Annotated in this window: 2 protein-coding genes; both read left to right on the forward strand. The window is 48.1% G+C overall.

The features are described from left to right. Nucleotides 1–246: 246 nt before the first annotated feature. Entirely contained in the window at nucleotides 247–14,823 is a 14,577-nt protein-coding gene (locus INQ51_RS17750) for an HYR domain-containing protein (protein WP_233379293.1), read from the forward strand. Beyond that, nucleotides 14,820–15,563, forward strand: a complete 744-nt coding sequence (locus tag INQ51_RS17755) for a hypothetical protein (RefSeq protein ID WP_233379294.1) — start codon at nucleotides 14,820–14,822, stop codon at nucleotides 15,561–15,563. Before INQ51_RS17750 ends, INQ51_RS17755 begins: the two co-directional genes overlap by 4 nt. Nucleotides 15,564–15,577 lie beyond the last annotated feature (14 nt).

Here is a 15,577-nt window from a genome sequence, read left to right on the forward strand (position 1 = left end):
AAAATTACAAACCCAATTTGAATGAGATGAAAAACTTAACAAGAACCGAAACAACAACAGATCAACAGCCCACCGGCATTGGCTATCGGAAGCCTGGAGGCCCGCTGTTTTCTGTGTTGGCAGAACCTCTGCAAAGAGCCCCGGGAAAAAGAAAGGGGCATATAAGACAAACATTGGCCACTTAAATCGAAAGACATTAAGTTGACTAAATTGCTACATAACCAAACTTGTAAATTAACTATTGTTTTGATAGTTGCTTTATCGGTATTTATGGATACTACTTCTGTAAAAGCGGGCGTGTTGCGCGCTGTCGAAGGGGGCTCTGTGAATATTGTTACAGGTGGTTATGGGGCGCCGGATAACATTCACTTTTCAAAAATCTCCGACAACAATGCCTTCCTTGACGATACCATTGGCATTGTTTGTCCGGAAGATATTTCTACCTATACCGATGTCAATGCCTGTAATACTTTGATAAGTTCCGGGTTGGAGCTGATCGATCGGGGAAATACCGTTGCATCGCTTAGCTGGCAGATGGAAGGAGCCACCGAAGGCAGTTCTTCTGCCTCAGGGGTCAATCAGCTTACTTCGTACGTTTTTAATGAAGGAACCACCCTGGTTACTTACCGCGGGAAAGACCGTTCCAACCAGCCGATTTTCTGTTCTTTTGTAGTTGTTGTAGCCGACAACGAAATTCCCCGCTTGATGAATCCGCCAGGAAATATTTCGGTGGAGGCCGACCCTGGTGACTGTCATGCAGTTGTAAACTGGCAGGAACCCATTGTTCTGGACAACTGTGCTTCGCGCGATCAAATCATTGTGGATGCCAATTACATGCCCGGAAGTGCCTTCCCGATTGGAACCACCGAAGTGTTTTTCTCCATTAGCGACGGGGTGGAATACAACCGCGATGAATATTCGTTTACCGTAACGGTTACCGACGATGAAAAACCGGAGATTTATGCGCCCAATCCAATCCGTGTGAAATGCGGGGATCCAGTGCCTGAAGCATTTACTTCGTGGCGTGAGTTTACTGAAGCCGGAGGAGTGGCTTTCGACAACTGTAACATCGAAGTTGAAAGTTTCCGTTTTGTTGGGCAAAAGAGCAATGGCATCCGTTGCCCGTATACGGTAACGCGCACTTACAGCATTGCCGACGACTATGGCAACCTTACCGAAGTCGAGCATCTGGTATATGTGACAGGCGAAGAGGAAGTGCAGGAAGAACCTCAGCCGGAACTGGTGTTGAAATCGGCGATGGCAGGAACAATTACTGCTATTGCAAGCGGGAATTGGAACGATCCAAATACTTGGGATCTAGGACGAGTGCCTCTAGCGGATGATGACGTTGTTATTCCATCTACATTCACTGTGACGCTGACGGATAATGCAGTTTGCCAGGATATTACTATCAACGGTGTGTTGAATTATTTTAACAATGGAGCTTATACCTTACAGGTTTCCGGCGACTGGTCTAATAGCGGAACATACAACGGCGGGACCAACGGTGTTGTTGAGTTTATCGGGAGCAACCCAGCGAGTATAAGCGGAACCACCAATTTTGAAGGGTTGGTCATCAATAAAGGAAGCCTTACAACAATCTTAACCGTTAGCGGAACAGCAACGGTATTAAGCAGCGGCTTACTTACTATGACAAGCGGCCTTGTAACCATTCCGGGAGGAGGAAGTTTTGCCGTGAATCCGGCCATTGGATTAACAATTGAACAAGCCGCGGGTTTTGATGTCACCGGGGGAGCCTTGACTACTGGTAATTTTTCTATTACGAATGAAGGACTAATTCAGGTTTCTGCGGGAACCGCCAGTTTAGGGAATACTTCCGGAAATGAAGTTCATACCCAGGTTGACGGGGCTTTTGTTGTAGCCGGAGGAAATGTGGATATAGCCGGATGGCTTTATAATTCCGCATCAGGAACCTTGACACCACCCGGAATTACTTCCGGTATTTCTATTTCGGGAGGAACGATTACCCTGGCAACAGAAGGAAACGGATTAAGCAGTGTTGGGTCGCTTCATGTAACATCAGCCGGGAACTTTAGCTTTACCGGTGGAACCATCGTTTTTGAGACGCCAAGTTCAGCAGCCACAGAACTTGACCTGGGATTGCTTTCCGGCGGTGGAACCAAGAACACCGTGGGCGGCACTTTCCAGTTCGGGAATACCTCAACGCCTCCCGGATCCGTCTTCAATGTTTCAAGTGATATAACGCTTAATCGCATTACTTCATCTGCGAATGCTGACCTTGTATTGGATGGAAATCTTTTGGTAAATGATTTATCACTGAATAGCGCAACCACTATTAACCTAAATGGATTTGCCTTGCGGCGGGAAGTTTCGGGTCTTGGTAATTATACTTTCCCACTGGATGATGGTTCCGGCAATTCGATCCCGGTTACAGTCACTCTTACAGCAGGAAGTAATATCGGGTCAGGCGATTATATTGAAGTTACAACAACAGACGGAAAGCCATCCGCAAATGCCAATACTTCGAATTATATCAGCCGGTATTGGGAGGTAGATGTGAATGGAATTACCAGCCCTGAATTTGATGCGACGTTTACTTATTCATCAACAAACGATGTAACCGGTTTGGAAGCAAATATTGCAGCAGGTAGTTACAGTGGAAGTTTGCCTTGGGTAAAATACGGCGCAGCCAATGCCGGTGCAAACACTATTTCAGTCACTGGAATCAGTGGGAATGGAGTGATCTTTACCGGAATAACCTTGGCTCCTCCAACGGTTGAAATAAACGGAGGTGTGCCCAGTGAAGAAATATGCACCGGTTCATCAGTGGTTTTAACAGCTGTTCCGACCGGCGATCCGGGATGGACCTACTCATGGAGCCCTTCAACAGGTTTAAGTGCAACCAACATTGCCGCTCCGACTGCGAATCCGACATCTGATCAAACTTACACTGTTACTGTTACCGATGGGAATGGTTTTACTGCGCAAGATGATATTCAAGTGATTGTAAATTTAGATCATACGATTTCATTGAGTTCAGGCTCAAACAATCAAACTGTTTGTAGCAACAATGCCATTACTCCTATCGTTTACACTATCGGAGGCGGCGGAACAGGAGCATCAATAACTTCCGGATCATTACCAAATGGCGTTACGGAAAGCCTTTCTGGAAATACTTTTACAATCAGTGGCACTCCAACAGAATCGGGAATATTCAATTATACGGTTACTTCCACGGGTAATTCCTGTAACGCAGCGACAGCTAATGGGACGATTACAGTCAATCCAGACCATACAATTACATTGAGCTCAGGTTCGAATAATCAAACTGTTTGTATCAACAATGCTATTACTCCTATAGTCTATACTATCGGTGGCGGCGGAACAGGATCGTCAATAACTTCAGGTTCATTACCAAATGGTGTTACGGGAAGCTTTTCTGGAAATACTTTTACAATTAGCGGTACTCCAACAGAATCAGGAACATTCAATTTCACGGTTACAACCTCGGGCAATTCCTGTAACACTGCGACAGCTAATGGAACGATTACAGTCAATCCTGATCATACCATAACTTTAAGTTCTGCCGCAGGTACCGACAACCAGGAGTTCTGTCTTCCCGATGCGTTAACAAATATTACCTATGTCGTTGGCGGTGGTGCAACAGGAGCCAATGTTTCCGGATCACTCCCTTCCGGAGTTTCGGGTAGCTATTCCGGAGGTATTTTTACTATCAGTGGTACACCCACAGTTGCAGGAACGTTTAATTACACGGTAACCACTTCGGGTAATAGTTGCGGTCCCGAAACTGCCAGTGGTACGATCACGGTTCATCCAACACCAACCGTAAAAATCACTATTAGTCCAAACAGTACCATCTGTGCAGGAACAAATGTTGTATTTACGACTACTGCAACAGATGAAGGAGATAATCCTACCTTTGAGTGGCAGTCAAATACAGGAAGCGGTTGGGCAACGATTCCGGGAGAAACAGGAACCTCTTACTCGTCGTCTTCTTTAGTCAATGCACAGAGCATCCGAGTCATCATGACAGCTGATCCGACCCATTGCAGTGCCGTAATTACCAGCAATTCTTATGTGATGACTGTAAACCCGACGGTAGTTCCTTCGGTTACGGTAAGTCATACCGGCAACGATATTTGCGACGGCGAATCGGTTACTTTTGATGCTACCATTACCAATCCTGGTACTTCTCCTACATATCAATGGCAACTGAGTACCGATGGAACTAACTGGAGTGATATTTCGGGAGCTACGAATAAAACATATACAACAAGCAGCCTGAGCGATGGGGATCAAATACGGGTGTTCATAACTTCGAATGCCAACTGCGCGAGCCCGGCCGATGCTGTAAGCACTCCTGTTGTGGTTACGGTTCATCCGATCGTTGTGCCAACGGTTTCGATTACTGCAAACACCACCACGATCTGTCCCGGTGAGACCGTTAATTTTTCCATAGACGGTGAGACCAATCCGGGATCAAATCCTTTTTATCAGTGGAAAGTAAATGGAGTGAATGTTGGCACTGATCTGCCAACCTATTCAAGTGCTTCGCTTACGGATGGAGATGAGGTGACATTGCAAATGACTTCAAATGCAAGGTGTGCTTCTCCAGTAACAGTGGGCAGCAACGTGGTAACAATGCTGGTGAACCCCGGAACTCCTGCCATTCCGGGAGCAATAACCGGAAGCATAGCTGTTTGTCCCGGAGTTTCTGAAACTTATTCGATAGCTGCTGTTACCGATGCAACCGTTTATACCTGGACTGTGCCGGCAGGATGGACGATTGATTCCGGACAAGGAACGACATCCATTACCGTTACAACCGGAACAGGAGGCACCTCCGGTAATATTTCAGTTACGGCGGGAAATACATGCGGAACAGGCAGTCCCCGGACGTTAGCCGTTTCGGTAGGAACACTTTCCTCTCCGGCAACTTCAATCTCCAACCCAAGCAACAATACCTGTGAAGGGACAAGTAAAACGCTTACGCGAAGTGGTGGAACCCTGGGGACAGGAGCTCAGTGGGTTTGGTATACCGGAAGTTGTGGAGATACAAAGGTGGGAACAGGAACGAGTATAACTGTGAACCCATCCCCCGGAACATATACATACTGGGTACGCGCTGAGGGGACCTGCGATACAACGGCATGTATTTCCGTTGACGTGACGGTTAGCCCGGGAGCTCCTTTGCAACCCGGTGCAATTACCGGTACGACTCCGGTTTGTCCGGGAGAATCATTTACCTATTTCACTTCTCCGGTAGCTGATGCAGCTTCCTATGCGTGGAGTGTTCCCGGTGGCTGGACAATTACGGGAGGACAGGGAGATACTTTGATTACGGTTACCGCCGGTTCAACAGGGCAAAATGGAAACATCAGTGTTACCGCCTCCAATTCGTGTGGAACAAGCACAGCCCGAACGCTGGCTGTTACTGTCGCTCCCGGAGAACCTGCAACGCCAGGAGTAATTGCGGGATTAAGCGATCAGTGTACAAACAGTACAGGGCTAAGTTATAGTGTTTCTGCGGTTGCCAATGCCTCCAGCTACAGCTGGGTGTTGCCAACCGGATGGACAATCACCGGAGGTTCTGGTACCAACTCGATCACTGTTTCAACCGATGGTACCGCCATCGACGGAATGATAAAAGTGGCTGCAGAAAACAGCTGTGGTGTCAGTGATACCAGTTACCTGCCTGTTACAATTTTCAATTCGGCCCCGGCTACCCCCGGACCAATTGATGGGGTTACTGCTATTTGTCCGGCCATTTCTACACTTTATACAATTGATCCGGTGACTGATGCACAGGAGTACACATGGTCGGTTCCGGCTGGGTGGATCATCGAGTCCGGTCAGGGAACAACAAGCCTGTCAGTAACTGTGCCTATTGGTGCTTCCAGTGGAAACGTGACGGTTACTGCCAACAATATTTGCGGCAACAGCACTGCATCAACGCTGGCTGTTTCAGCTGCATCAACGGGCAGTGTTTATGCGGGTCCTGATATCGTAGTATGTGAAGGGATCAGTTTTGCCTATATGGCTGGCGAAATTGGCGGGGCAATAGACCGAAAAGGAGAATGGGATTGGGAGTCGATTACATATCCGGAGAATCTGCCTCATGTCCAGTATTTTGATGATCCTGATAATTTGAATACACTGTTCACCTTTCCTACATCTTTTACTTCCGGTACGGCCTACATTCGAATTTTTACTACCAGTAGTGTAGCCGGTTGTGGCGTTTTGTCTGATACCATGAAGATTACCATTTTGCCCCGTCCTGAAGCGACTATCGTTTCCACCGATACCGTTTGTGAAGGAGAGGACGCAACGGTCACTATTTCCGCAACTCCCAATTCGACGGTTACTTACCGGATCAATTTGGATGTACCCAAATTAATAAACATCGACAATTCCGGAACTGCTGCGATTACGCTTCCCGGATTGACTTCGAGTGCCAGCTTCAGAATTATCAGTGTAAAATACAATGAGCTAACGAATTGTCAGGCAGTTATCGATACGGTTGCCCAGGTAGTGGTCAACCAACTGGCAGTTGTGGAGGCAGGGCCCGATCAAACACTCTGTTCAGCAAGCCCTGAAGTTAATCTGGCGGGTTCTGTTACGGGAGCGGTAACAACCGGCACCTGGTCTGGGGGAGCCGGAGTGTTTACTCCGAATGCCAATACCCTCAATGCGGTTTATTCTCCGACACCTTCCGAAGTTTCCGCAGGTACGCTAACGCTGACACTTACAAGTGAAGATCCTTCGGGACCTTGCCTTGCTGTGTTGGATCAAATGATCATTACTTTTGATCAGGCCGCTACGGTGGATGCCGGTGTCAATCAGGAAATGTGTTCAGACGGAACGGTTCCACTTTCCGGATCTATAGGGGGTGCTGCTACTTCCGCAACCTGGTCCGGAGGAGGTTCATTTGCTCCCAATGCAAGTACATTAAATGCCGTTTATACGCCTTCTGCATCCGAGCAATTGCTGGATAGCTTCCGGCTGATACTTACCTCCAATGATCCGGGAGGGGTGTGTGCCCCGGCTTCGGATACCGTTTGGATTTATGTACATCCCGGAGCAACGGTTGATGCAGGAACAGACCAAGTGATTTGTGCTTCCTCAACGGTTACTTTGAATGGCTTGGTGGGAGGTGGTGCAACAGCCGGAACCTGGACCGGAGGAAACGGTACTTTTACCCCCGACGCTACAGCACTGAACGCAGTGTATTCTCCAAGTGCAGATGAAATTTCTGACGGATCGGTTACGCTGACATTGACAACTAGCGATCCGGATGGGCCATGTGGCCCGGTATCAGATCAGGTAGTGATCACAATCGACGAAGCCGCAACGGTGAATGCAGGAATTGACGCAAGCGTGTGTGAGGGATCAGACATTATCCTGGCCGGTTCAGTGGGGGGAGCAGCTTCATCAGCTGTCTGGACAGGCGGAGCAGGCACCTTTACTCCCAACCGAAATACGGTCAATGCTACCTATACCCACGCTCCGGGTGAATTTGGCGATGTGATGCTGGTACTGACCACCGATGATCCTTCGGGTACTTGCGCGGCCGTAGCCGATACCATGATCTTAACAGTCGATTCTACCATTTCGGTTACCGTTGGAAACGATACCATGATCTGCTCCGATGCAACCATCACCCTGGATGGCTGGGTGGAATCGGGAACCGGTACCTGGTCAACCAACGGGAGTGGTTCTTTTAGTAGCGTTACCGACCCCAATGCAGTTTATACACCCAGTACCGGCGATATATACAATGGCCTTGTTACGCTTACTTTTACAACGGAAGATCCCGATGGAATCTGTGGTCCGGTTAGTGCTTCGATGCAGTTGACAGTAAAAGAAGTAATAACGGTAACAACCCAGCCGGTCAACACCGGGGTTTGTTCTTCTTATCCGGCCAATATTTTTGTACAGGCTGTTGGTGACGATCTTACCTACCAATGGTTCCGGGGGAATGGGACGCCGGTTAACAATACCGCAAATATAACCGGAGCACAAACTGCCACACTGAATTTTGCCAATGCCACTTCGGGAGATACTGACAGTTACTATGTGGTTATCAGCAGCCCTACTGCCTGCGATGTGGAAACTTCAGATACGGTTACACTGAACGTGGATGAGGAGATTTCGGTTACTACACCGCTTGTTTCCGACAGTATTTGCGTAGGAAGCGATGTTACATTTAACATTGTGGCAGAGCCGGGAGGCCTTTTAAGTTACCAGTGGAGAAAAGACGGGGTAGATATTCCCGGGAAAACAACAAATACATTGATCCTTACCAATCTAACGCCGGCAGATGCAGGCTCTTATACTGTTTACATGACAGGATTGGAAGGCTACACTTGTCAGGATGCCGAATCGGCTCCCGGAGAGCTTTTTGTGATCGACAATGCATCGATCCTACCTACTTATCAGTCGGATACTTTCTGTTTGGATGCGTCAATCGATACCATGATTTATACCATCGACGGAGGAGCGACCAGTGCATCGGTAACAGCGGGTTCGTTGCCCGCTGGTTTGGTGGGAACCTATGATGTGGCTACACGGCGCTTCCTGATTTACGGTGCGCCAACTGCTGCCGGAGAGTATAACTTCACCGTTACCACCACCGGATATTGTGTTCAGGCAAGCGCAAGCGGTTTAATTGTGATCAACAATCAATTAAATCCGCCGCTTGTTTCTGCCAGCCAGGTAATTTGTTACAACTCAGTGCCTGCGGCCTTAACGGTTTCAACCCCGGCCTCGGGAGGCTCAGGGCCTTATTTGTACCAATGGCAGGATAGTGTTGCTACCGGCAACTGGGCCGATATAACGGGAGCCACAGCAGTTTCTTATACGCCGCCGGCTTTGATCGAAGAAACATATTTTCGCGTTATTGCCACCGACGACGGTTATCCTTCCTGCGGATGGGATATCAGCAACGTGGTAACTGTGACTCCTTTTGATACCGCGGCGCCTACCTTTGCCAAACCCGACGATTTTACTTTAACCGCCAACGATACTTGTGGCGGAGACATCCGGCCGGTGGTTACCGGAAAACCGCTTGCCGTTTCTTACAACGATAATTGCTCTGACGACACTTACCTGATTGCGAATACAACCTACTCCGATCACAGTGTAGTGCCGGGGGCGTGCGGAAGTAGCTACAGTTTTTCTCGTACCTGGGTGGTAACCGACGAAGCCGGAAATTCTTCGGAGCAAACTCAGATTATTTATGTGGAGGACAAAACCGCTCCAACCTTTACTTCGGTACCAACGGCCATGCCTTTGTCGTGCGAGCAGGATACATCGCCTTCAGCACTTGGTTTCGCCGTGGCTGCTGACAACTGCGATCCCAACCCGGTGGTATCGTACTATGATACTTCGGTGCCCGGAACCTGCGCGGGTTCATATACTTTTATCCGCCACTGGATCGCCACCGATGCCTGCGGAAATGCAGACACCATAGCACGGACTTACAATGTGCAGGATAATGTGAAGCCGGTGATCATCAATGCGGGTGACACCACCGTCGATTGTGTGGGCGATATTCCGGAGCCGGATGCTTCTGTATTTGAATATTACGACGAATGTGGCTCAACAACCATTGAACTGATTGACGAAATTGCACACGACCTCGACAATGAGTCGGGATACTGTCCCTACCAGGTAGTCAGAACCTGGCGAGTAACCGATGATTGTTTGAACAAAACGGAATTTGTCCAAACGATTTACGTGCGGCAGTTGTCTTCCTGTCCTGCCTGTTCGGAATGTTTGTACGATAATACCCTAAATATTGCTGACTTTACAGGAGATCCGGATGGCGACACTACATTTGTGGATGTGATAAAACAGGATAAATGTTGTGGAGCCGAAAACGTACCCGGAGCTCAAACCCTTTTCTGTGCCTCATTTAAGATCAGGCTGGATGAAGGTGCAGTGGGCGTAGAAATACTGATTGACCATGTAACACCGCCCGGACAGGACTGGAAACTGAATTGTGAAGATATTGACGGGGGAGATGTGGTTTGTCTGCCTTCCAACGAGTGGCAACTGTTCACCTTCTGTAAAAATGCGGCATCCAATCAGCCACAGGAAAACAGTTATACCTTCCGGTCGGTCAAAGGATTGATTGCCAGCGGTGACATTGAAACACGCGAAGAATGTAACGAGGTGTTATCGGTAAGCGGAGATTTCTCAAATCCCCGGTGGACCAGTGTTTACCCGGGAAATCCCGGTGATTACGACCACCTGTTATCGAGCACCACCGACACCATCGTGTACTTTAATGCCGAACCGGGCTCTCCGCCCCATATTCAGTATGCAGTATGCGGCGACATCAGTGCTACACTGTGCGCCAGCACAACCGGTGGGGTAATTTGCGATACCGTGGATGTGTATGTAAGACCTGCCATTGAGATGGAGCTGAACATTAATCCCGACCTGATTTGTATCGATTATGTTCCGACGGTTAGCCCGATTATTTCGCCTGCCGGGGCATATGATTTGGAATGGTACCACGGAGCAACACCTTCAGGCGCTCCGGTAGCCACCGGTCCTTCTTATACGCCTCCCAGTACGGGATGGTACTCAGTGGTGGCCATCGACAATGCAACAGGTTTGGATTGTAACCGCGATACCTTCAGCTTTGAAATGAAATACGACCTGACAGGGCCAACGATCAAAGAACCGCCGCTACCGCTTATGCTGGATTGTAACACGTCAAATTATGCACAGTTGATCAACGACTGGCTAGCGTCGGCCACTGCGGAATATGTAAACGATGTGGGGGATACCATTCATTTTACACCGACCAATGATTATTATGATGGGCCTGGAGTAAACATGATTTGCGGCGATTCAACCCTGGTTACATTTACTGCCATGGATCAATGTTCCAACGATACTACAGCTACTTCTTACATTATTGTGATCGACACAACAAAGCCAATCATTGATCCGGAGGCGATGGATTCAAGTATCCAGTGTTCTACCACCGATCCCGATCAGGAACCGGCTTTCCTGGCGTGGCTGGCCAATCACGGAGGAGCGAGAGCTACTGATGTTTGCGATCCTGATCTGGAATGGTCTGTTGATACAGCCTCAACCACCTGGACCGGTGATCCGGCCAACAACCAGCGGACGGTTACCTTTACCGTAACCGACGATTGCGGCAACTTTGAGGTAACAACGGCTACCTTCTCGATTATTGATACGGTGCCACCCGACCTAACCTGTCCGGATGATGTGGAAGAAGAAGCCTCACCCGATTTGTGTTCGAAGGTACCGGATACAATGGGAGATCCTATCTATTCGGATGATTGTTCAACTCCGGTGTTGACCTGGAGATCTACAGGGGCACTTATAAGCTCCGGGAATGGTGTTATTTCTGGAATAGCATTTCCGGTGGGGGTAACAACCATTACATACAAAGCCACTGATGCCGCCGGATTAAGCGATAGTTGTTCGTTTACCGTCACCATCGTAGATGTTACTCCGCCTAATCTTGAAATTTCAAACTGTATTGATGTTTCGGGGACAATGGATGCAACGGATTGTTTCGCTTATCCTCCAATAATCGACGATCCGGATTTCTCAGATGATTGCTGGCCAAAGGATTCACTGGTCTTATCGTTTGAAATCGTTGCCGAAGGTGGAGTTTGGGACACAACTGGCTTCGGATATGTATCTGGCTTTAGGTTTCCCGTAGGCGTTTCCACGGTTACATATACCGTGACCGATCCCGATAGCAATTCGGTATCTTGTGATTTTACCGTGACCATGCTGCGCGATGAGATTCCATGGACGGCTATTACCTGTCCAGCCAATCCGCCAGCCGTGGTTTTAGGGCCAACAGAATGTGAGCGGGCGATATCACTAACTCCGCCAACGGTAGATGATTATTGTGTTACTGCTACCTATATCGTTTCAAATAACTACAACAACGATTCAGTCATTGTAAACGAGACTTTCCCAACAGGAACCACCGAAGTAGTTTGGTACATTACCGATAATTCGGGTAATGTGGACTCGTGTATCGTATATGTGGAAGTCAACGGCATTCAGTTACCAACGATCACCTGTCCGCCGAATGTAAGTGGCACGATGACGGCCGACGATTGTTTTGCAGTTCCGCCAACCATTGATACAGCATCTTATTCTGCTCCTTGCTGGCCCAAAGACTCGCTTGATCTGACTTTCCATATTATCAATGGAACCTGGGACACCACAGGAGTGGGCGAAGTTGACGGGCTGGAATTCCCGGCGGGAACAAGTACGGTTTGGTACATTGTCACCGACCCGGATGGCAACAAAGACAGTTGTTCGTTTACGGTAGCGATGTTACGCGACGCCATTCCAAGCTCTGTCATTGTATGTCCTCCGAATCCGACGCCTGTGAATTTGGGCGCCAATGAATGTGATGCCACCATAAGTTTGCCTCAACCTACAATCAATGAATCCTGTACCACGGTAGTTTACAGCTTCACCAACAATTACAACAACGATTCCATCATTGTAAACGAGACCTTCCCAACCGGAACCACCGAAGTAACCTGGTACATTACCGATAACTCGGGGAATGTGGATTCGTGTAAAATTTACGTGGAAGTCAACGGCATTCAGTTACCAACGATCACCTGTCCGCCGAATGTAAGTGGCACGATGACGGCCGACGATTGTTTTGCCGTTCCGCCAACCATTGATACTGCCTCTTATTCTGCTCCTTGCTGGCCCAAAGACTCGCTTGATCTGACTTTCCATATTATCAACGGAACCTGGGATACCACAGGAGTGGGCGAAGTTGACGGGCTGGAATTCCCGGCGGGAACAAGTACGGTTTGGTACATTGTCACCGACCCGGATGGCAACAAAGACAGTTGTTCGTTTACGGTAGCGATGTTACGCGACGCCATTCCAAGCTCTGTCATTGTATGTCCTCCGAATCCGACGCCTGTGAATTTGGGCGCCAATGAATGTGATGCCACCATAAGTTTGCCTCAACCTACAATCAATGAATCCTGTACCACGGTAGTTTACAGCTTCACCAACAATTACAACAACGATTCCATCATTGTAAACGAGACCTTCCCAACCGGAACCACCGAAGTAACCTGGTACATTACCGATAACTCGGGGAATGTGGATTCGTGTAAAATTTACGTGGAAGTCAACGGCATTCAGTTACCAACGATCACCTGTCCGCCGAATGTAAGTGGCACGATGACGGCCGACGATTGTTTTGCAGTTCCGCCAACCATTGATACAGCATCTTATTCTGCTCCTTGCTGGCCCAAAGACTCGCTTGATCTGACTTTCCATATTATCAACGGAACCTGGGACACCACAGGTGTGGGCGAAGTTAATGGATTGGAATTTCCTGCCGGAACGAATACCGTTTGGTACATTATTACTGATCCGGATGGTAACAAAGACAGTTGTGACTTTACCGTTACCATGTTACAGGATGCAATCCCTTCAACCGCATACAATTGCCCGGTTGACCCGGCCGATGCGACTGTTGATTCTTCCTCGTGTGACGCATATGTTACAATCGAACCTCCAACAATTAACGAACACTGTATAACCGCTACCTATATCATCACACATGACAGTGAATACGGAACCGATTCAGCAAATGCTTCAGGTTATTACCCGATCGGACAACATACAGTTACCTGGACCATCTCCGATAATTCCGGTAACGATACCACCTGTATTCAGACATTTGAAGTATTCGATTTGTTGCCCGTATTAAATTGCCCGGAACCGGTGGTTGTTTATGCCGATTTTAATGAGGAATATGCATCCGGGGTTACCGTTGGATTGCCATACTTCAAAGATAACTGTGATTCAACGCTGATTTATAAAGTTATTCCGCCTGATTCAAGTTTAACCGTGGTTGATACAGCTTTGTCAGGAATAAACCTGTTGACGGGAGCTCATACCTATGATCTGGGGGTAACAACCATTTGGTATATTTTTGAAGACGGACACAACCATATCGACAGTTGTTCTTTTACGGTTACTGTTTTAGCCGCACCGGTAATTGAATGTCCTCCTGACACCACGGTTTATGCTGATGATAACTGTGAGTTTCTTTATTATCCGGGTGAGGCGGTGTTGATTGAAGGAGCCCAGCCGATAGATTGGACATGGACATTGATCAATCCGGATGGGAGTACTTTAACCGGAGGAAGCAGGACTCCGGATGATGGCCTCGATCCACAACCAATAGTATCTTCGGTTCCTCATGAATATCCATTTAAACTGGGAAAGACTACAATAATCTGGACCGCTACCAATACAGCAGGGGCCGATACCTGTGAACATTACATTACTGTGATCGATACAACGCCCCCTAAAATTTACCAGCTCGATTCACTCGAAGACTGTATGGAAGAAATTATATCGGCTGTTTACAGCGCAACTGCTGATGATCTTTACGAGCCCGATCGCCCCGATTACCTGTACTTTGCTCCGGGTGATACAACGCTCGATCTGACTGTTTTGAATGACTTCAACGATAATTGTGAGCTTAATTGTGGTGACAGCATTACGTGGGTAATCGATCTTTCGCCATATACCGATCAGCACGGGGTAAACTGGCCGGCCCAGGACAGCGCCTATTATGGAAGCGGTCAGATTTCAGAGTACGGAGTTGGAATGTGGTTCCCCGGAGATGGAACCTATATGGGCAATGTGGAGCACTGGGTGAGTTATTTTGTAACCGATTGTGCCGGAAATACTTCACTCGTAGGGCAAAGAAAGATAATTGTTACCCCGCGACCAAAACTAATTAAGATGAACACGCCATGATAAGAACCGGGAAACATAGCATCCAGCAGCAGGTTTCAGGATATCTGACATCCAGTATCGGATATCGAGTATCGGGTATCCAGGATCCTGTATCCGGCATCATGGATCATGCATTTGTTTCAGAATCTGCCGGAACCAGCCAGGGAAGCGCTAAAATAGGCAGGGGAGAGGTCAATCCTGCCGATGGAAATGCAAAAATTGTCAGGGGACGGTGTAAATCCTCCGGGGATGACAAAAAAATCTTCGGGGACAGTTCAGGTGCTTCGGGGAGGGCAAGAAACTTTCCGGGGACGGCTCAGGTGCTTCGGGGAGGGCAAAAAACGCTCCGGGGGCAAGTCAGCTTTGCCGGGGAGAACTCAATACACTCGGGGACCGGTCAAATAACACAGGGAGTAGCAGGAATGCGGGTTTCAGAAAATAATAGGAATCCTGTCTGTACCGCTTCCGCACAATTGCATCGCGTGGCGGGTAGGTCAAAAAATGATGAATGTCGAATATTGATTGACGATTTAAGAAGTATAAAAACAAACGAACATCCATCTGAAAGAACAAATACCGAATATAAACAAGACAAGCTCACGGCTCACAGCTTGTGGCTCGTAGCTGAAAAAATAAAATCCATTTCCTCTCTCTCCCCCTTGAGGGGTGTTGGAGGGGGTAAAAATAGTAAACCAATATTCCTTGCAAAGGGAGAACGGACAGTAGCTAACAATAAAAACCATCATGCCTATGCAACATGACTAAAAGGAAAATC

It is taken from the genome of Maribellus sp. CM-23, from assembly GCF_021354595.1.
Classification (GTDB): Bacteria; Bacteroidota; Bacteroidia; order Bacteroidales; family Prolixibacteraceae; genus Draconibacterium.

Bases quoted from the DNA above. Each gene is read 5' to 3' on its own strand.
- INQ51_RS17755 (WP_233379294.1), top strand. From the start codon at position 14,820: ATGATAAGAACCGGGAAACATAGCATCCAGCAGCAGGTTTCAGGATAT.